Origin of the sequence: Rhodococcus sp. SMB37 (genome assembly GCF_004345605.1) — a bacterium.
GTDB lineage: Bacteria > Actinomycetota > Actinomycetes > Mycobacteriales > Mycobacteriaceae > Rhodococcus.
Map to the genome: position 1 here is coordinate 74,045 of NZ_SLVY01000005.1, position 19,637 is coordinate 93,681.

Consider the following 19,637-nt stretch of genomic DNA (forward strand, 5'->3'; position numbering starts at 1 on the left):
GACCGCGACGACGTGTAGAGGTCAGAAATAACAGTAGGTGTCGCATATTGTGAATCACCAACCGACATTCGCGGCATCTACGTCAGACTCCCAACTCCAGCGCCGCACGGTCGCCTTCGAGGATCGCGGCGTGGGCCCGGCGCGGGGTCACGGCGTCGCCCACTCGCGACACGCGGATCCCGCTCTCCACCAGAGCTGTCCACATTTCGTCGACCGGTTCCTGGTGAGTCGCGACGACCACTCCGTCGACCGTGAGCACACGGGTTCGTCCGGTGGGGTGATGTGCCAGCGACACGTCGAGCCCTTCGTCGCGGACCGTCAGCCCTGTCACCGTCACGTCGGTGATCCTGTCGATGCACTTCTCGTGAGCACGACGCAGCCAGCCGTCCATGTCGAGAGTGAGGCCGAGGTCCTGGCCCACGATCATTCCGGGGGTACACACCGTCACGTCGCAGCCGCGGTCGGCGAGTAGTTCGGCGACCGACGTCGCCTCGTGGAATCCGAGATCGTCCACGACAAGTACCCGGCCCGTCGGCGCTGCACGTCCGTCGAGCACATCTCGCACATCGACGACCCGCGGCGACTCCCCGGCCCAACTCGGACGCTGCGGGCGCGCGCCCGTCGCAATGATCACGGCATCCGGCCGCTGGGCGCGCACCTCGTCGGCCGTCGCGGCGACACCGGTCCGAAGATCGACACCTCGCCGACGACACTGCGCTTCGAGACTCTCCACGGCCGCGAGCAATTCGCCACGGTAGGGGGCAACCGCCGCTGTGCGGATCTGCCCACCGACCGACGTTTCCTTCTCGAACAGCGTCACGGCATGGCCCCGCTCGGCGGCGGTCGCTGCGGCCTGTAACCCGGCCGGCCCCCCGCCGACCACAAGCACCCGGAGCCCGGGCATCCGCAGCCGGGGCAGCGGCTCCGATTCCAGGCCCGCGCGCGGGTTCACGGTGCAGCCGATCCACCGCCCCAGCCCGACACGGCCGATGCATTCCTGGTTGCAGCCGATGCACGGGCGCACCTCGTCGTCGCGACCGGAGAGCGTCTTCCGGGCGAAGTCCGGATCGGCGATCTGTGCTCGCACCGCGCCGACGAGATCACACACACCGCTGGACAGGGCAGCCCGAACCTGGTCCGGTCTCGTGAAACGCCCGACCCCGACGACCGGCAGAGACACCGCGGCGCGGATCGCGTCGGGCACGAACAGGGAGTAGCCGTGCGGAGTTGCCATGGGCGCTTCGATGAGATGCAGGGTCTCGGTGGCAACTCCGACGGACGTGTTCAGGTAGTCGATGTGACCGGTGGTCTCGAGCATCCGGGCGACTCGCACGGCATCGTCGATGTCGATGCCGCCGTGAGTGCCGTCGTGCCCGCTCAATCGCACACCGACTACTGCCTCGCGGCCGACAGCGGCGCGCACTGCAGCCACGACGTCGAGCAGCAATCGCGCCCGTCCGTGAAGATCGCCGCCGTAGTGGTCGGTGCGCGGGTTGGTACCGGGTGCGAGGAACGCGCGCAGGATCGAGGCCTGCGAGCACTGGATCTCGACGCCGTCGAATCCGCCGTCGATGCATCGGCGCGCCACGTCGAAGTATCCGTCGACGAGTTCGGCGATCTCGGGTTCACCGATCACCATCGGCACTTCCCGGAACAGCGGGTCCGGATCCGTTCCCGGCGACCACAGCGGACGTGCGGTGTACATCGAGCTACCTTGTGCGCCGTTGTGATTGAGCTGCGCGAGGATTCGGGTTCCGTGTCGATGCACTGCGCTGGTGAGTCGTCGGTATCCGGGAAGCACCGCCGGATCCCACCCGCGGATCAGTTTCTCGTAGGGCCGATCCGAGGGGTGCACGGTGTGTTCCTCGGTGATGATCATGGCCGCACCGCCGCGGGCGCGTGCCTCGTAGTACGCGATGTGCTGCTCGGTAATCGTGCCGCCGGATGAGAAGTTGGTGAGGTGGGCGGGGAAGATCATTCGGTTGCGCAACGTGAACGGGCCGATCCGCAGGGTGTCCTGCGAATCGGCTCCGCCCACGTCGCGCGGCACCGGTCAGACCTTCGAATTGCCCTGATCGAGCGCCATCTGGCTTCCGGTGATGGTCTTCGCGCGGTCGCTTGCGAGGAAGAGCACCGAGTCGGAGATGTCGTCGGGATCGGCGATGGGCTTTTCGGTGAGGATCGGGACGAAGTTCGGACCCCACGACGGGTACTTCTCGAACAGCTTCAGGACGGCGACGTCGGTACCCATGGGAGTGTTCACACCGTACGGGTGGATGGAGTTCACGCGGATGTTGAACTCGCCGAGTTCTTTGGCCGCAGCCTGCGTGAGTCCGACGAGTCCGAATTTCGCTGCCGCATAGTTGATCTGGCCGGGCATCGCCTTGAGTCCTGCGACCGAGCTGACGACGATGACGGAACCGCCGTTGCCCGCCTCGATCATCGCGGGTGCCGCAGCCTTGAGGGTCTTGAACACGCCCGTGAGGTTGATGTCGATGAGCTCTTCGAACTGGTCGTCGGGCATTTCCCAGAATCGGTTCCACGTGCAGATACCAGCATTGGCCACCACCACGTCGAGCCTGCCGAACTGCGCCACGCCCTCGTCGACGACGGCTTTCAATGCGGCGCTGTCACGAACGTCGCCGATGCGGGCCACGATCTTGCCGCCGGCTTCCTCGACCGACCGGACCGTCTCCTGGAAATCGTCCTCCGTCGCCTGCTCGTAGGTGGCGTACTCCGTGACCGGTTTCGCGACGTCGATTCCGATGATCGATGCGCCTTCGCGCGCGAACCGCAGGGCATGGTTTCGGCCCTGTCCGCGCGCAATGCCGGTGATGAAGACGACCTTTCCGTCGAATTCGCCCATTGCAGCCGTTCCCTTCGATGGTCGAGTAGAACCTGTTTCAGTTTCTCCAGGCTACAGTGTGCGGCCCAGTTCGTACCCCTCCTCGACCGCTGATCGGACGGTTCTCGGTGCACCACAGTCGCCGATACGAGGCATCCCCGGCCTAGCCCCCACAGAGCCAGGCCGCAGCGGCGTGCAGTCGACGAGCATCGCGCCCTTCACCAGGGTCGATCCGCTCGCGTGGCGGTAGTCGAGATGAACACCTTCACCATCGACCGCACACACCGCGACGTCGAGGTGTCGGGTGATCCCGGCCCGCGCGAACCGAGCATTTGCCGCAACGAGATCGCCGGTGGGTTCCAATCGGGACCCGGCGATCGGGTCGACGGTCGCGTAGTGCACCTCCGCCCCGAGCTCAGCGAGACGTTCGGCCACCGCAACGGCGATCGGGCCACCGGCCGGGTCCCACACGACCACCCGGCCCGAGGTTCGGCCGAACTTCGTCAGCGCCTCGGCTGCCGTGAGGTACCGGCCTTCACCTGTGACGGGAAACGCCGGCGGGCGGGGTTCACCACCGGCGGCGAGCACCACCACGACTCCCTGTGCAACTGCCGATTCGATGTCGGTATCGACGGTCGCCGTGCCGGTCCGAATCTCGACACCGAGGGCCCGACACCGGCCCTCGAGCCAGCTGGTGAGCGCAGCGAAGTCGGCACGCCCTTGCCCGACCGAGATCAGGCGCGGCAGGCCCCCGACACGTTCGTCCCGTTCGGCCACCACGACCCGGTACCCGCGTTCGGCGAGCATGCGCGCAGCCTCGAGACCCGCCGGCCCCCCACCGACGACCATCACGTCGCGGGCAGCCCTTGCGGGCCGAACCGGCGGTCGTGCCTCTCGACCTGCCTCGGCATTTCCGATGCATCCGACGGTCGGGTTGCGGAAGTCCCGGACGAGGCACGCCTGATTGCATCGCACACACGGTCTCGGCTGTCGACCATCGCGGACCGACCCCACGAGATCGGGATCGGCGATCTGAGCCCGCGTCATCTCGACCATGTCGCAGATCCCGTCGAGCACGAGTGCCGCACGATCGGGGTCGACGACACTGCCCTGCAGGACCACCGGCACGGCGCCGTCGACGGCGTGGCGTATCACGCGACACAACTCGTCGTTGAACGCTTCGGGGGTGTGCGCGTCGGGCCGATAGGTCTCCGGTGTGTACAGGCCACCGCGCACGACGGTGAGCAGGTCGAGATGCGGGGCGAGATCGCGGGCCCACACGGCTGCAACATCCGGGGTGATGCCCGCCCAAGGAGCGTTCTCATCACACGACAGGCGCAGTGCCACTATTCGTTTCGTCCCGAGTTCGTTGCGAACAACGGTCAGCACCTCGCGCAGCAGGAGCAGCCGATCGGCACCGTATGCATCCTCGCGGTGGTTGGTGAGCCCGGACAGGAACTGGCGCAGCAGCGCGGTCGGTCCCGCATCGAGTTCCACACCGTCGACATCCGCCGCGACGGCGATCGCCGCGGCACGCCGGAATCCCTCGATGAGGGCATCGATGTCCGCGCCGGTCATCTCGGCAGGAAGTTCACGGGTGGACGGATCGGGTACTCGGGACGGCGCCCAGAGAACCGACTGAGACCAGGCGCTCGACCCCTGCAGGCCACAATGCCCGAGGCCGGCGAGGACGAGAGAGCCGTGAGGCCTGCACGCAGCGACGATCCGTGCCCATCCGTCACCGCTGGCTTCCGCGAGGGGTGCGCGTTCGTAGGGGTGGTCGAGCCGGTGGACCGACGCGACCTCGGTGACGACGATCCCGGCACCGCCACGTGCCCGCCGCTCGTAGTAGGCGACGTGACGGCCTGAGAACGACCTTTCCTCACCGAGATTCGTCTCGTGCGGGCCGAAGATCACCCTCGCCGGGGCGGTGCGTCCGGCGAGGGTGATCGGATCGGTGAGCCTGGTCGGACCGTCGAAGCCAGCGCTCATCTGTGTCGGGCCGAGGTGGGCGGTCAGATACCGAGGTCCCGGCGGAAACCCTCGGGGACGAACACGTCGTCCGGGGTGAGCTCGTGGATGGAGTTCTTCCCGAGACCCATCAGGGCGGAACCGATTCCGCCGCTGAGGATATCGAGGACGTTCTCCACACCCGCCTGACCGTTCGCGGCGAGACCCCACAGGTAGGCGCGTCCGATGAGGACCCCCTTGGCCCCCAGCGCGAGCGCCTTGACGACGTCGCTACCGCGGCGGATACCGCCGTCGAGCAGCACCTCGACGTCCTTGCCCACTGCCTCGGCGATGGCCGGCAGCGCACGGATCGGCGCCGGGGTGCCATCGAGGTTGTTGCCACCGTGGTTGGACACCGAGATCGCGGTGACTCCGGCGTCGACGGCACGTTTGGCGTCGTCGACACGCATGACGCCCTTGAGCACGAACGGGGCGTCACCCCACTGCTCACGCAGCCAGGCGACGTCCTCCCACGTGGGCAGTGGCGTGGTCATCCACTGGCCGTACGCCCCGAAGAACGTCGGTGCGTCCCCGCCTGGGAGCGTGAGGTTCGGGGTGGTCAGGTCGGGAACAGCGCCCGTCTTGGCCCACTCGAGCAGCCACTTGGGACGGAGGACGCCCTCGGGGCCGAACTTGACCATCGCGCCGAGGTCCATCTTCTCGGGGATCGCAGGGCTGCCCCAGTCACGTCCGTTGGAGAACGACCAGTCGAGGGTCATGATCAGGCCCTTTGCCCCGGCTGCACGGGCACGCTCCATACGCTGGACGAGCACCTCGCGGCTGCCCACCCAGTACATCTGGAAGAACGTCTTGTCGTTGACCGCGGCGACGTCCTCGATGGATTTGCTCGCGAAGGAGCTCAGCCCCATCGCGACACCGCGGGCAGCAGCGGCCCGCGCCACCGCGACCTCACCGTCGGGGTGCACGGCCTGCACACCGGTCGGGGAGATCATCACGGGCAGCGACACGTCCTGCCCCAGGAGGTGGGTGCCCATCTCACGTTTGTCGGACAACCCGGCAACGTGCGGAGCGAAGCCGAGTTCGCGGAACGCGGCCGTGTTGTCGTCCACCGTGAGACCGGCTTCCGACCCGGCGACCAATGCGCCGTAGACGGACTTGGGCAGTCGTTTGCGGGCGCGCTCCTGCGCGATCGCGACCGTTTCGAACCACGGGTCCTGGGCCCACGGGTTCTTCAGCCAGGAAGGCTTGGCCATCTGAAGTGGTCTCCTCGGGATCTACAGGCCTGCGAGCGGATTCTCGTCGCAGAACTTGGCTGGGGGTTTGGTGAGCAGGGTCAGGGGCACCGGCGCTGCCGGGGTGCGACGCTCGGCGCGCTTACCGGTACGTGAGTGGTCGACGCTCGACTGCGGCACGGTGCGGTCCCCTTCGAGGGCCGACTGTCCGTATCCCTGAACACATTCGGGGTCCGGTCCGTCCATGGGCAGACCCGTGAAGAACTTCGCGGCCATGCAGCCGCCGCGGCACGAATCGTAGAAGTTGCACGACGCGCACGCGCCGGCCGACTGCGGCTCACGCAGTGAACGGAACAGCTCGGAGGTCTTCCAGACCTGCGAGAAACCACCGTCGGTGAGGATGTTTCCGGCGAGGAAGTTGTCGTGGATCGCGAACGGGCAGGCATACACGTCGCCGACCGGGTCGATCAGGCACACCACACGACCCGCACCGCACAGGTTCAGCCCGGGCAGGCCACCCCCACCGTCGGAGCCGCCGAAGGCCGACAGGTGGAAGAACGAGTCGCCGGTGAGCACTCCCTCACCGTGCGCGACAAGCCAGTCGTAGAGCTGCCGCTGCTGTTCATGGGTGGGGTGGAGGTCGTCCCACACGTCGACCGCACGACCCGACGGACGCAGACGCGTGATCCGCAGTGTCGCACCGTATTGATCGGCGAGGGCTTTGAACTCGTCGAGCTGATCGACGTTCTGGCGGGTGACGACCACGGAGATCTTCGCGTCGCGGAAACCTGCCTCGGAGAGGTTCTCGAGGGCTCGCACGGCCATCGCGAACGACCCCGGACCGCGCACCGCGTCGTTGACCTCGGCGGTCGCGCCGTCGAGGGAGATCTGCACGTCGACGTAGTCGGACGCGGCCAGTCGCGCGGCCACCTTCTTGTCGATCTTGACGCCGTTGGTGGAGAACTTCACGCCCACCTGGTGTGCAGTGGCGTAGTCGACGAGCTCCCAGAAATCGGAGCGCACGGTGGGTTCGCCACCCCCGATGTTGACGTAGAACACCTGCATGCGCTGCAGTTCGTCGATGATCGACTTGCATTGTTCGGTGCTCAGTTCGCGCGGATCGCGCTTACCCGACGACGACAGGCAGTGCACGCACGACAGGTTGCAGGCGTAGGTCAGTTCCCAGGTCAGGCAGATCGGGGCATCGAGGCCCTTCTCGAACTGGTCGACGAGACGACCCACCTTCGGTGGAGCAGCGGTAACGGGCGGTTCGAGCAGAGACGTCATGGCGAATCCTTGCTGGGTCGGAACGTCAGGCGGGAACGATCATGTGAGAAGCGGCCAGCGTGCCGAAGGCACGCACGTAAGGCCCCTCGGCGCTCTCGTCGATCCCGCGGGCGCGCAACGCGTCTCGCACCGAGTCATGGTCGGCGAGAGTCTTGACGACATCGACGATGACGGTGTTCTTCAGGAACGACAACTTGCGGGTGCCGAAGTGGTAGAGCAACGCCCCGAAAGGTTCGGGGCGAAGCGCTACCTGCGGATGGAGCCGCCAGGTGGCACCCGGATCGAACGCATCGGTGCTCATTTTCTCGGGGGACACGTCGGTGGCTCCAGGCGCGGTCATGTCAGTACACGCCGCACATACCGTCGATGGACACCTCTTCGACGAGGGATTCCTCGATCAGGTCGGACTCGATCACCGCGTTGTCACGATCGGACATGCTTCCTCCTCGGGTTCGTTCACGCTCCAGGGGTGGAGCCGGTGTCACAAGACACTTGCGCTGTGACCCGATTCACCACTCTAATGGCATTGAGTGCAGAATGTCACGCAAGGAGGGAAACAACGATGCGAAGCCGACGAAAACCGTCCGCTCGGGTAGGGCGACGCCCGTCCACCACGAAGGAGAGCCTGTCCGCAATCGGCATCGAGCTGTTCCAGAAGGCCGGCTTCGACGAGACCAGCGTCGACGACATCGCCGAGGAGGCGGGCATCGCGCGGCGGACCTTCTTCCGCTACTTCCCCTCGAAGAACGCTCTGGCCTGGGGCGATTTCGATGCACACCTCGACCACATGCGGGATCTCCTCGCAGCGATCCCCGACGACGTCCCGCTGACCGAAGCACTCACCACCGCAATACTCGACTTCAACACCTTCCCGGATTCGGAAGCCGATCGCCATCGCGCACGGATGAGCCTGATCCTGCGCACGCCGGCACTCCAGGGGTACTCGTCGGTGATGTACGAAGGGTGGCGCCGCGTCGTCGCCGAGTTCACCGCGCGTCGCACCGGCGCGTCTCCGGACGACCACCTGCCACGCACGTACGGATACCTGCTCCTCGGCGTGGCTCTCGCCTCCTACGAGGCGTGGCTCGACGACCCCGCGGCGAATCTCCGAGAGCTACTCGCCACCGGAATGCGTCCCCTCACAGCAGGACTCGACTACAGTGGTCTCACTGTCGCTCCACACCCCACCGAGGTTGGCCTGTCATGACCGTGCTCGATTCCCTCGCCCCCTGCCCTCCCGGACGCTGGACGCACGACCACGTCACGGTCGAGCACGTTCCGTCCGGCGATCTCACTCTGCACCGCGGCGACGACCGGTTGCACGTGACGCACTCACTCACCGCGGACCAGCTCAGCGAACGACTCGTCGCCGAAGTCACCGCGTCGGTACAGGACGCCGCGTTCGGACAGGACGAGTTCGAACTGACCATGGTCGGGCTCGTCCGCTCCACCATCCCCGGCGCCCTCGATGCGTGGGTCACCTACTACCGCAATTCGCTGGGCGAACTACTCGACGGCACAGCCGATTTCGCCCCGATCCACGACAAGGCCGAAGAACTCGTCCGGGGCCACGTGCTCGACCTCGGGTCGTGCTTCGGTTTCCTCCCGCTCCGCCTTGCCCGCGCCGGTACGCGCGTGACGGCCACCGACATTCTGCCCGGAACCATGCGCCTGCTCGACGCCGTCGCGCCCGAGCTCGGCATCGAACTCGAGACGATCGTGTGCGACGCCGCGCACGTGCCCGTCCCCGACAACAGCTCCGACACCGTCACCGCCGTCCACCTGCTCGAACACGTCGACGACGAGATAGGCGACGCCGTGCTGCGCGAGGCCCTGCGGGTCGCACGTGAACGCGTCGTGGTTGCCGTGCCGTTCGAGGACGAGGCAACAGCGTGCCACGGGCACATCCGGACGTTCGATCTCGCCGCGCTCGAGGCACTGGGCCACAGCACAGGACTGCCCTACGAGGTGTTCGAGCACCACGGTGGCTGGCTGGTGATCGACGCCGGCTGACGCACATGGATGCCCGGCCCACCTTCGCCGGCAGGGATGTGCGGCAACAGCACGTGATCGGCGTCGTAGTCACCGGAACGTAGCGCCCGGAAGTCGATTGCCGGTGCGGTGTCGAGCTCGTCGAGCCGGGCGTGCAACCGCTTCTCCTCCACGTCGAAACCCTGCGCGTCGATGAAGTTCGCACTCGCGATCAGATGCGGTCGCAGCACCCGCATTCCGGTGTAGAAGCCGGTGCCGTGGAGCAACGGCCACAGGACGTGATCGATGGAACCGCTGATTCCTCTCGGACCCAGCGCCGACTCCCGGTCACCCGCGGTCACGACGACGAGCAGTGTCTTGCCCGCGAGGCCACCGTCCCCGTACTTGACGACGCGTCCGTGCTCGTCGTGCACTCCGAACGCGAACCCGTTGGTGAACACGCGGTCGAACCAGCCTTTGAGTATCGCGGGCATGCCGTACCACCACAGCGGGAACTGCACGACGATGTACCGGGCCACCCGCACGGCGTCCTGTTCACGACGAATGTCGGCAGCGAGCCCTCCCGTTGCGGTGGCATGCTTCTGCTGCGCCGACAAGGTGTCGCCCACCGGATCGACGAAATCTGCGCCGGAGAGTACCGGATTCCAGTTCTGCGCATACAGATCCGAAATCATCACATCATGGCCGACGCACCGCAATCGATCCGTACCGGACCGGAACAGGGCGTGATTCAACGAGGTTCGATCGGGATGCGCGTGCACCCACAGCACGCTTTCTTTCGACGTCATACTCCCATAGTCTGATGCTCCAGCCCTGTTGTGAAGTATGCACATTCATGTCCGATAGTGACAGAAACGTAAGCATTGGAGGTCCCGTGCACAGGAAAGCGGTGGAAACTGCGCTGCAGGTATGTCCGGTCGAGGTGGCGGTCGCGGTCCTCGGCGGGGCGTGGAAGCTGACGATCGTCAAGCATCTGCTCGACGGACCACGTCGTTTCGGGGAACTCGGACGGCTCGTCGGACCCGTCAGTCCGCGGGTCCTCACCCGGCAACTCCGCGACCTCGAAACCGACGGTATCGTCTCGCGCACCGTCTTCGCCGAGGTGCCGCCGCGGGTGGAATACGATTTGACCGACCTCGGGCGGACACTCGACATCGCGGTCGCCTGGCTCGACGAGTGGGGCAAGAACTTCGAGGAGCAGCTGCCCTCACTCTGACGAGGTCAGATCAGGCCCTGCTTGCTCGCCGCATACACTGCCTCCGCACGCCGGCTGACTCCGAGCTTGCGCATGATGTTGCTGACGTGGAACTTCACGGTGGTCGCCGAAATATACAGCTGCTCACCGATCTTCGCGTTCGACAGACCACCCGCGAGCAGTTGCAGCACCTCGAGTTCACGCCCCGTGAGTTGTTCGGCCGAGACGCCCTGCCCGTTGAGGGACCGCACCACCGCCGCCGCACTGCGCGAATCGAATGCGCTCTCCCCACGCGACACCGCGCGAATGGCACGAACGAGTTCGGTGGTGTCGGCGTCCTTGACGACGTAGCCGCGCGCACCTGCATGCACCGCACGGACGACGATCTGCTCGTCGAGGAAGGTGGTGAGGACGAGCAGACCGATCCCGGGGTGGGATGCGGACAGCTGCCCGCACAGGGCGAGGCCTTCGAAATCGGATCCTGCCGACAACTTCAGATCGAGCAGGACGATGTCCGGACGCATCCGTTCGACGAGCGCCACCGCCTCCACGTCGGTGGACGCCTCCCCCACGACTTCGAGGTCGGGTTCCCGATCGAGGATCGACCGCAATCCCTGACGGAGGATCGCATGATCATCGACCAGGGCGATCCGGATCGTGCCGGAATGGGCACGCTGTGTTTGCTGTTGCGGCAAGGTCATTGCAGTTCTCCCGTCGTGGCCGGTGCAGCCGGGCTGCGAACCGGGATCCGGACGGCGACGCGAACCCCGCCGATCCTGGCTCGGCGCACCTCGAGGGTGCCGCCGAGTTCGTGTGCGCGGGTCTTCATGTTGGCCAGCCCGCGATGACGGCCGTCGAGGTCGTTGCCGTCTGCCAGTTTCAACATCAGCCGCATGCGTGCGGGATCGCCGTCGCCGTCGTCGGCGACGGACAGCAGCACCGAGTCGGGGCTGTAGGTCAGGCGCAGGATCGCCCGGGTCGCGTTGGCGTGTACGGCGACGTTGAACAGGGCCTCACCCGCGATGCGGAGAAGCGAGTGTTCGGCGTCGCCGGACAGCTCGACGGGAGTGCCGCCCACCCGTACCGCGATGTCGAGTTCCGCGGGCGTGTGGGCGACTCGCAGTTGCTCGAGCATCTCGGGAAGCGACGAGCGATCGGCGTCGGAGGTGCGGTTGAGGGCGTAGATGGCAGACCGGAGTTGTTCGACGGCGCGGCGGGTCAACTCCTTGGCGAGATCGAGCCGCTCACTGCGTTCCTCGGCGGGAATGTCGCTGCGACACACCTCTATCTGCATGCCGGCGGACAACACGGCCTGGGTGACGCTGTCATGGAGTTCGCGTGCGATACGGTGGCGTTCCTCGTCGAGCGCCTGATGTCGATGCGCCGCGCCGAGCCTGCGTTGGGTCAGCGCCAACTCGCGCAGCGTCGCCTCGAGTTCTTCGTTGCGCGCTTGCAGGTCCGCCGCCGAACGATTCGCTTCCTGGTACGCCTGCTCGGCGCGGTGGAGCAGCAACTGCCCTCGTTGGTACAGCGCCGAGTTCTGGAGCGCGACTGCGGTCTGGCTCGCCAGGATCGACAGCACCGCCCGATCCGTGCTGTCGAGGACGCGGTGCTCGGGTGTCCACGCCGCGATCGCTCCGGCCACACCCCCGTCGAGGACGATCGGTACGAACGCACGATGCGGCGCGACCTCAGCGTCCTGCTCTATCGATCCGCGGCGGATATCGGCGAGGACGGAGACCACCTCGTCCGGCAGCGGCGGCCCTTCGACGTTGTCGACCAGGAACGGGGTGGCGTCGGGCCCGAGCACGAGTCGGCGCGGCCCCGCATCCGGCAGGGTGCCGTCGGTGAGCGCGAACGCCACCCAGCGGGCACTCAGATGTGCGCGAGCAGCCTCCGCAACGGCGCAGATCAGTGTCTCGGGGCCCTCGACGGTGCGGACCAGGGCTCGGGATACCAATTCGAGCGCGTACACGACCCGTTCGAGACGTTCTGCCGCACCGCGATATTGAGGATAGAACGTCGGCTTTCCCGACCTGAGGCCGGTGAGTGCCGAGAGGTCCGGCGCGCTCACAGCGCCGTCCGGAACAGTTCGATCATCTGCGCGTGGGTTGCGGTGCGCGGATTGGTGGACATGCAGGCGTCGCGGAGTGCCCCCTCGGCGAGCCGCGGGAGGTCGCTCTCGGTGACTCCGAGTTGCTTCAACCCTCGCGGCACACCCACCCGGCGGGAGAGGTCGTCGATCCGCGCGGCCACTGCTTCGACCGCGTCGGCTGCGGGTCCACGTGCTTCGTCGAGTCCGAGTGTCGCGGCGATCGTGACGTACGGGTCGGGATCGGCCGCGCCGTTGAATCGGATGACATGCGGGAGCAATACACCGTTGATGACGCCGTGAGGCTGATCGAGGAGACCGCCTACCTGATGGCTCATCGCATGAGTGGCACCCAGAATCGCGTTGGTGAAGGCCAGCCCGGCCTCCAGGCTCGCCTGTGCCATCGCCGCGCGCGCCTCCATGTGGAGTGGGTCGTCGATCGTGCGGACGAGCGTGCCGGTGACCATGTCGATCGCCCGCAGCGCGTGATGGTCGGTGAGGGGATTGTGTGCGAGGGAGACGAATGCCTCCACGCCGTGCGTCAGCGCGTCGAGGCCGGTTGCCGCGTTGAGGTCGTCGGGCATGGTGGTGAGCAGTCGCGGGTCGATCACCGTGAGATCCGGCACCAGGGACCGCCCGATGATGGTGATCTTGCTGCCGCGTGCGGTGTCGGTGACCACACAGAACTGGGACACGTCGGCACCGGTACCGGACGTCGACGGCACCATCACCATCGGCGGGATCGGCAGGCTCGCGCGGTCGACGCCCTCGTAGTCGAGGATGCTGCCGCCGTTCGCGGCGAGGATCGCGATACCCTTCGCGGCGTCGATCACGGAGCCTCCGCCGAGCGCCACGAGCACGTCGCAGCCGGCCTCCCGGTACACCTCGTGACCTGCCGTGACCTCGTAGTCCTTGGGGTTCGGAGTCAGGTCCGACCAGACGGTGGGGCTCAGGCCCCGGTCGAGGAGGTGACGTCGCAACTCGTCGACCCAGCCGGCTGCCGTCAGCCCTGGGTCTGTGACAAGCATCGGCCGGACCCCACCGAGGCGCGCCGTGGCGTGTGCCGCCTCGACCAGCGACCCCTCCCCGAACACGATCTCGGGGGCGTGGAACTTCACGACCCCGGGGCGGCTCCCCTCGCCGATGTGGTGGCCCATCCCTGCATACCCGGGCTCCGGCACGACGACGGCCACGGCTCACTCCTGACGATCCTGACGAAATTTCTGTGATCCAGCTTACGTGTAATTCCTCGAGCTTATGCCGCTGAGGACAGGTGCGCACCGGACCGGCGGGCGGGGGGCTCGACCTACCCGATCGGGTGGGCCCGGTCGCGGCAGATCTCGTCCGGGCAAGCTGTGGTCACTGCCCCGTGTCTCCCATGACGGCGCCCTCACGGCGCGGATCGGCGCCGCCGATCCAGCCGTCGCCGTCGCGCTGGAGCGCACTGAGCCCGCTGGATTGCGGGGCGACGGACACTTCGTGCCCCATGTCGCGGAGCTGTTGCACCAGGGGGTCGTGTGCGCCGTCGTCGGACGCATCGATCGCGGGGTGTTCCCCACCCACCCCGGTGACCGGGGTGTTCGCGGCCCCGAAAGACACCGCGGAGATGGCCTGCTGCGGGTCGAGTCCCCAATCGAGCGAGTTGACGAGGGTCTTGACCACGAACTGGATGATCACCGCGCCACCGGGCGATCCGACGACCATCTGCAGATCGCCGCGTTCGCCGTCGGGCGTGCGGTCGAACACGAGAGTCGGGGCCATCGAGCTGCGCGGCCGTTTGCCGGGGTCTACGCGGTTGGCGACGGGCAGGCCCTCCTCGTCGACCGGCTCGGCGGAGAAGTCGGTCAGCTGGTTGTTCAAGAGGAATCCGTCGGTCATGTGGAACGACCCGAATGCCGATTCGATGGTGGTCGTCATGGATGCGACGTTGCCGTAGCTGTCGGCAACCGAGATGTGGCTGGTTCCGTGTTCGGGGCTCTGCGCGGGAACGCCGAGTGGTACGGGGCCGAAGTCGCCGGGCTGCGCCTCACCCATGCTCTTACCCGGATCGATCAGGGCGGCACGTTCTGCGAGGTACTCCGGGTTCACGAGGGTGTCGAGCGAACCGCCGGGTAGGGGAACGAAATCGGAATCGGCGACGTACTTGTCGCGATCCGCGTAGGCGAGTCGCTCGGCCTCCGAGACCAGGTGGACGGCATCGGCGTTCGGTACACCACCGTCGGCATCGACGTCGCTGGGCGGCAACCCGGCGAGGTCGAAGTTCTCGAGGATGCCGAGAGTTGCGGCCACCGCCGTACCACCGGACGACGGATTCGGCATCCCACAGATCTCGTAGTCGCGGTACGGGGTACACAAGGGTGTGCGCACCTTCGCCTCGTATCCGGCGAGATCGTCGAGGGTCATCGTGCCGGGCGTGCGCCCACCCGAGTCGGTCGCCGTCGCGTCGACGACGGCCTGCGCGATGCCGCCTGTGTAGAAGGCGTCGGCGCCGCCCGTGGCGATCGCACCGAGGGTCTTGGCCATGGCCGGGTTGGTGAGCGTCTCCCCCGCCGGTTTGGGGCTCCCGTCCGGGAGCAGGAAATACGCGCGGGCGTCGTCGTCGACCGCGAGCTGCGCTGCGGAGTCGGCGATCGAATCAGCCATGCGATCGCTGATCACGACTCCCTGGTCGGCGAGTTCGATGGCGGGACCGAACAGGTCCGCCCAGCCCGTCGAGCCGTGTTCGGCGTGCACCATCTCGAGCATGCGCAGCACGCCCGGCACACCGATCGACCGGCCGCTGGCGCGCGCGTCGGGCTTGGGTTCCGTGCGGTCGGTGTCGCTGATCCACCGCAGATAGTTCTCGGTCGCGGACATGGGGGCCGTCTCGCGACCGTCGTAGGCCTGGACCTCGCCGGATTCGGCGTCGTAGTACACCAGGAACGCGCCACCACCGATTCCGGACGATTGGGGTTCGACGAGTCCGAGCACCATCTGCGCCGCCACCAGTGCGTCTGCCGCGGTGCCACCATCGCGGAGGACCGCGCACGCCACCTCGGTGGAGACGGGATTCGCGGTCGAGACCGCATACGAATCGGCGGTCACCGCGGTCATGCCCGTGCGATAGCCGGTGGCGATCTCCGGATTCGTCGAGATGTCGCGGTCACCGGTCTCCGGCGACGGTGGTGCGCCTGTCAGCGGCGTGCCGTTGGGCGCCGCGGTACAGGTCGCGGCGGCACCCTGCGTGTCGTCACCCCCCTCGCCCTCGGATCCCGACGCGCACGCGCCGACGAGCGCGAGCGACACCGCCGCTGCAGCAGCGACCCTGATTCCCGACCGAATTCTCGCCCCCGAGATCATCCTCCGACGGTAACCGGGCGATCGCAGCTGCGCGGGCATTCGAACTACACGGCAATTCGAACTTCTCCGAACGGCCTTGACAGGAGGCGCGTACGAGCGCATCCTTTTATCAACTGGATGGTTGATAAACCAAAAGGTTGCCAAGATGGAGGCCCAACCGTGTACGACGACGCGAACGACAACCAACTCGACCTGGCGTTCACTGCCCTGGCCGACCCGGTCCGCCGCCGCATCGTCGCCCGGCTCAGCCGCGGGCCCGCCACCGTCAACGAACTCGCGGAACCGTTCGCGATCACCAAACAGGCGATCTCGAAGCACATTCAGGTTCTGGAACACGCCGGACTCGTCACGCGCACACGCGACGCCCAGCGCCGTCCCGTCCATCTGAATCCCGCGCGGCTGGAGATGCTGACCGCCTGGATCGACCGCTACCGGTTGGTCAAGGAACAGCAGTTCCGCGATCTCGACGCCGTGCTGGCCGGGGAATCGGCCGACCCGAAACCATAGAGGTTCCCCGAGGAACCTCCCTCGGAAAGGTTCGTCATGAGCAACGCCCTGAACGTCACTGTCCCCGAAGGTGTCCCCTTCATCGACTACGAGCGCGAATTCGACTTTCCTGTCGCCGACGTGTTCCGCGCCCACAAAGACCCTGATCTCATCGCGCAGTGGCTCGGCCCGCGGGGCATGGAGATGACGATCGACCACTACGATTTCCGCACCGGCGGCAGCTACCGGTACACCCATACCGACAACGATGGTTCGTACACCTTCACGGGAGTCTTCCACACCGTGCGCGAGAACGAATTCGCCGTTCAGACATTCGAATTCGACGGTTTCTCCGATGTGGTGAGCATCGAGTTCCTCACCTTCACCGATCTCGGCGGCGGGCGCTGCAAGCTCAGCGGCCACGCTGTGTACCCGAGCATGGAAGCACGCGACGGAATGGCATCGTCCGGCATGGAGACCGGCCTGAACCAGGGCTACGAGCAACTCGAAGAAATACTGGCACGCGTGTCCGCGTCGTGAACAGCCAGGCTCGGCCATGCACGGATCACCGAAGTGCGTGGCCGAGTTCTGCTGCGTGCGAGAGCAATTGTTCGCCATCACGCGCAACGACCACGTGATCGCACACGTCCGCATAGTCGGGCATCGCACACGTCGCCTGCGCCCAGTACCGTTCCGGCTCAGGCGTGATCCACGCCAGGCGGTGGACCCGTCGCCGCAGTTCTTCGAGCTGATCGACCCGCGCCGGCAACCCGTTGCACCGCCCGTCCCCCACGACCAGAACCGAGGTCCGATTGTCGATCGAGCCCGCGTGGTCGGCGAGCAGTTCGTCGAACATCCTGCCGTAATCGCTGCTGGCCTCGAGATCCACGCCGGGGTGCGCGAGCACCGCCGCGAGCGCACCGTCTCCGTCGGCAGCGAGCAACCGCTGTGTCACGTCCACCGGGCGATCCACGAACGCGACCACCCGGCAGCGATGCGCGCGACCATGCATCGCCTGTGCAAGACGTAGCGTGAACGCAGTGATCGGGCGGACCGACAGCGACACGTCGGCGAGCACGAGCAACCTCACGCGATCCGGTCGCGGGGCGCGGACGACGAGGTGGAACGGCACTCCGTCGGTGCGCATCCCGGCGCGCGCGGTGCGGCGCATGTCGAGCCGGCCGCGGGCCAGTTCACGAGGGCGTGGCCGCGCGGGACCGCGCATCCGTCGCAACACTTCGTGGCACGCGAGCTCGATCTCGGCGCGATCCACACCCGCAGCGTCACGTGATTCCGGAGCGTCGATCTCCTCGGTGCCGGACGGGCTCGCGCCGGCCAGCGACGCCACGAACGCCTCGACCGCGTCGACGAGACGGCTCAGTTGCGCCTCGGTGAGCGGCTCGTCGAGGACGTCACCGCCGTACATTCGGTGCGGATCGTATGCATCGAGCCACGCGAGGATGGTCGCCGGGTCGTCCCACGACAACGACCCGACGACCGCGGCACCAGGATCAGCGGACAGTTCGCCGACCGTCGTCGAACCTGCCCGCTCGACGTCGACCGTGTAGGTCACGCCCCGCCGGCCCGAGTCCGCACCGGTGTCGACAGACAGCTCGGCATCGGACGACGTCATCGACACATCGTCGTCGTCCTTGTGCGGATTGAAGCCCTTCTCGGCCTCTGGAGTATCGAAGTGGTCGCCGACTTCTGCAGCACGCTCGTTGTATTCGGCGTAACGGGCGATACTCGGATCGTCGTCGATCTCGAGGGCCGTGGGAAGGGAGTCGGCGAACTGGGCACGCAACGGGTCGTGAGCGTCGGCCTTTGCCGCGTCCACCGCACCGAACAGCTCGTCGAAAGCACGCTCGAAGCCGGCACGTTCGTGCGGGTACTTCGCGCACGCCGCGCGCAGGCAGGACCGCAGCGCCACGCGATCACGGGCGCCCACAATGCCGAGCACCCTCCGCACTTCGATGGTTTCGGCGGGTGAAGCCGCGACACCGTGCTTACGCAACAGCAGACCGAACACCGCAGACACCACGTCCAGCGGATATCCCGCACGCCGCCGCTCAGGGGCACTCACATGCATGACGCGGTCACCGCCGCGCACCACTGGCGGCCGCGGCGCGACCGCCACCACCACGACCCCGGAACACCGCAGTGGTGGTGTTCGCAGGATTCGACGCCACGGTCACACGTTCCGCGGGCACCGTCGCCGCAGCGGGTACCGGTACGGAAGCTGAACCGTCGAGGCGATTCTTGACGAGGTCCACATCACCGGTGTATTTGAGCAACGTCGACAACAGTACGTCGCGCATATCTATGACCGGATTCGACTCGGGTGCAACGCCTTCCATCACCGATGCGGCACGAGCCGCATCGATCACCTCGGAGATGGACGGGCTTTTCCGCAATGGCAGATCGCGCAGTGTGCGGGCCAGTTCAACGACCTGCCCCGCAGTACCCGAGGACACCTCGGGTGCGCGGGCGGTCACGATCTCACGTTCGCGCTCGAGGGTGGGGTAACCCACGTGATAATGCAGACACCGGCGCTTGAGCGCCGGGGACAGCTCTCGGGTGTCGTTGGATGTGAGGATCACCCACGGCATCGAACGGGCGGTGAACGTACCGACCTCGGGAATCGTGACCTGACGCTCGGCGAGAACCTCGAGCAGCAACGCCTCCATGGACTCCTCGGTGCGGTCCACCTCGTCGACGAGAAGCACCACCGGCTCCGGCGACAGCACGGCATCGAGCAGCGGACGGACCGAGAGGAACGCCTCGGAGTAGAGGCCGAAATCCTGTTCGGCGAGGAATCGGGACGCGTCGGCAACGTCGGGGTACTGGCCGAGAAGTTCGCCGATACGGTCGCGGAGCATCTGCACGTGCAGCAACTGTTTGGCGTAATCCCACTCGTACAGCGCGCGACTGTCGTCGAGACCCTCGTAGCACTGGAGCCGAACGAGCCTGCGACCTCCTACCGCTGCGAGCGCCTTGGCGAGCTCCGTCTTACCCACACCGGCCGGACCTTCGAGCAGCAGCGGTCGCTCGAGCGCGGTGGCGAGGTGAACGACGGTCGCGAATTCGTCGTCGGCGATGTAGTCGTGCCGACGCAGTGCGTCCTGCAGTTCGGCGCCGTTGGAGAAGGTGGTCATGGGTCCTCCGGTGCGTGCGGGCTCGGGCCCGGGATCGGGCGGT

Annotated in this window: 19 protein-coding genes; 5 read left to right on the forward strand and 14 right to left on the reverse strand. The window is 66.8% G+C overall.

The features are described 5' to 3' along the window. Window positions 1-82: 82 nt before the first annotated feature. The 7 genes from EV641_RS09795 to mftA are packed head-to-tail and all read right to left on the reverse strand — an operon-like array spanning window position 83 to window position 7,772. Window positions 83-2,050, reverse strand: coding sequence for a mycofactocin system FadH/OYE family oxidoreductase 2 (locus tag EV641_RS09795; RefSeq protein WP_277874486.1), 1,968 nt, complete (start codon window positions 2,048-2,050; stop codon window positions 83-85). 3 nt (window positions 2,051-2,053) lie between these two features. Further along, window positions 2,054-2,866 carry a mycofactocin-coupled SDR family oxidoreductase gene (locus tag EV641_RS09800; protein ID WP_132471686.1) on the reverse strand — a complete coding sequence of 271 codons (813 nt, stop codon included), beginning with the start codon at window positions 2,864-2,866 and terminating at the stop codon, window positions 2,054-2,056. Between the two features lie 51 nt (window positions 2,867-2,917). Beyond that, window positions 2,918-4,837, reverse strand: coding sequence for a mycofactocin system FadH/OYE family oxidoreductase 1 (locus EV641_RS09805; protein WP_132471687.1), 1,920 nt, complete (start codon window positions 4,835-4,837; stop codon window positions 2,918-2,920). A 23-nt stretch (window positions 4,838-4,860) separates the two neighbouring features. After that, a complete protein-coding gene (gene mftD / locus EV641_RS09810; RefSeq protein ID WP_132471688.1) occupies window positions 4,861-6,069 on the reverse strand; it encodes a pre-mycofactocin synthase MftD in 1,209 nt (402 codons plus the stop codon). A gap of 21 nt (window positions 6,070-6,090) precedes the next feature. Beyond that, on the reverse strand, window positions 6,091-7,335 hold the full coding sequence (gene mftC / locus EV641_RS09815) for a mycofactocin radical SAM maturase (RefSeq protein ID WP_054714646.1): 1,245 nt from the start codon (window positions 7,333-7,335) through the stop codon (window positions 6,091-6,093). A gap of 25 nt (window positions 7,336-7,360) precedes the next feature. Beyond that, window positions 7,361-7,636 (reverse strand): mycofactocin biosynthesis chaperone MftB, encoded by a 276-nt coding sequence (mftB, locus tag EV641_RS09820; protein ID WP_241997068.1) that lies wholly within the window; start codon window positions 7,634-7,636, stop codon window positions 7,361-7,363. Window positions 7,637-7,676: 40 nt separating this feature from the next. Then, the gene (gene mftA / locus EV641_RS09825; RefSeq protein WP_006553546.1) at window positions 7,677-7,772 is read right to left on the reverse strand and encodes a mycofactocin precursor MftA; all 96 of its coding nucleotides are present in this window, start codon (window positions 7,770-7,772) and stop codon (window positions 7,677-7,679) included. Window positions 7,773-7,897: 125 nt separating this feature from the next. Between mftA and mftR the strand changes: the two genes are divergently transcribed. Together mftR and mftM are read left to right on the forward strand one after the other, a co-directional pair. Then, window positions 7,898-8,542, forward strand: coding sequence for a mycofactocin system transcriptional regulator (gene mftR / locus EV641_RS09830; protein WP_054806654.1), 645 nt, complete (start codon window positions 7,898-7,900; stop codon window positions 8,540-8,542). After that, a complete protein-coding gene (mftM, locus tag EV641_RS09835; protein WP_132471689.1) occupies window positions 8,539-9,348 on the forward strand; it encodes a mycofactocin oligosaccharide methyltransferase MftM in 810 nt (269 codons plus the stop codon). The genes mftR and mftM overlap by 4 nt, the downstream gene beginning before the upstream one ends. Here mftM and EV641_RS09840 read toward each other — a convergent pair. After that, a complete protein-coding gene (locus tag EV641_RS09840; RefSeq protein WP_054806653.1) occupies window positions 9,297-10,115 on the reverse strand; it encodes an NAD(P)H-dependent oxidoreductase in 819 nt (272 codons plus the stop codon). The genes mftM and EV641_RS09840 overlap by 52 nt on opposite strands. Before the next feature lie 47 nt (window positions 10,116-10,162). Between EV641_RS09840 and EV641_RS09845 the strand changes: the two genes are divergently transcribed. Beyond that, window positions 10,163-10,543, forward strand: a complete 381-nt coding sequence (locus EV641_RS09845; protein ID WP_054806652.1) for a helix-turn-helix domain-containing protein — start codon at window positions 10,163-10,165, stop codon at window positions 10,541-10,543. Between the two features lie 5 nt (window positions 10,544-10,548). On the opposite strand, the gene EV641_RS09850 is transcribed toward EV641_RS09845, so the two are convergent. From EV641_RS09850 to ggt, 4 genes are all read right to left on the reverse strand, one after another. After that, complete coding sequence (locus EV641_RS09850) at window positions 10,549-11,223, reverse strand: response regulator transcription factor (RefSeq protein WP_132471691.1); 675 nt, start codon at window positions 11,221-11,223, stop codon at window positions 10,549-10,551. Next, the gene (locus tag EV641_RS09855) at window positions 11,220-12,596 is read right to left on the reverse strand and encodes a histidine kinase (protein WP_132471692.1); all 1,377 of its coding nucleotides are present in this window, start codon (window positions 12,594-12,596) and stop codon (window positions 11,220-11,222) included. The genes EV641_RS09850 and EV641_RS09855 overlap by 4 nt, the downstream gene beginning before the upstream one ends. Beyond that, the gene (locus EV641_RS09860) at window positions 12,593-13,771 is read right to left on the reverse strand and encodes an iron-containing alcohol dehydrogenase (protein ID WP_054806658.1); all 1,179 of its coding nucleotides are present in this window, start codon (window positions 13,769-13,771) and stop codon (window positions 12,593-12,595) included. Before EV641_RS09860 ends, EV641_RS09855 begins: the two co-directional genes overlap by 4 nt. A 202-nt stretch (window positions 13,772-13,973) precedes the next feature. Next, complete coding sequence (gene ggt, locus EV641_RS09865) at window positions 13,974-15,953, reverse strand: gamma-glutamyltransferase (protein ID WP_132471693.1); 1,980 nt, start codon at window positions 15,951-15,953, stop codon at window positions 13,974-13,976. Window positions 15,954-16,112: 159 nt separating this feature from the next. Here ggt and EV641_RS09870 point away from each other — a divergent pair, with 159 nt between their 5' ends. Next, complete coding sequence (locus tag EV641_RS09870) at window positions 16,113-16,460, forward strand: metalloregulator ArsR/SmtB family transcription factor (protein WP_241997016.1); 348 nt, start codon at window positions 16,113-16,115, stop codon at window positions 16,458-16,460. A gap of 36 nt (window positions 16,461-16,496) precedes the next feature. Continuing rightward, window positions 16,497-16,979, forward strand: coding sequence for an SRPBCC family protein (locus EV641_RS09875; protein ID WP_132471695.1), 483 nt, complete (start codon window positions 16,497-16,499; stop codon window positions 16,977-16,979). 25 nt (window positions 16,980-17,004) lie between these two features. Here the strand turns inward: EV641_RS09875 and EV641_RS09880 are convergent, their stop codons facing one another. Further along, on the reverse strand, window positions 17,005-18,522 hold the full coding sequence (locus tag EV641_RS09880; protein ID WP_241997018.1) for a VWA domain-containing protein: 1,518 nt from the start codon (window positions 18,520-18,522) through the stop codon (window positions 17,005-17,007). 13 nt (window positions 18,523-18,535) lie between these two features. After that, on the reverse strand, window positions 18,536-19,594 hold the full coding sequence (locus EV641_RS09885; RefSeq protein ID WP_054807958.1) for a MoxR family ATPase: 1,059 nt from the start codon (window positions 19,592-19,594) through the stop codon (window positions 18,536-18,538). Window positions 19,595-19,637 lie beyond the last annotated feature (43 nt).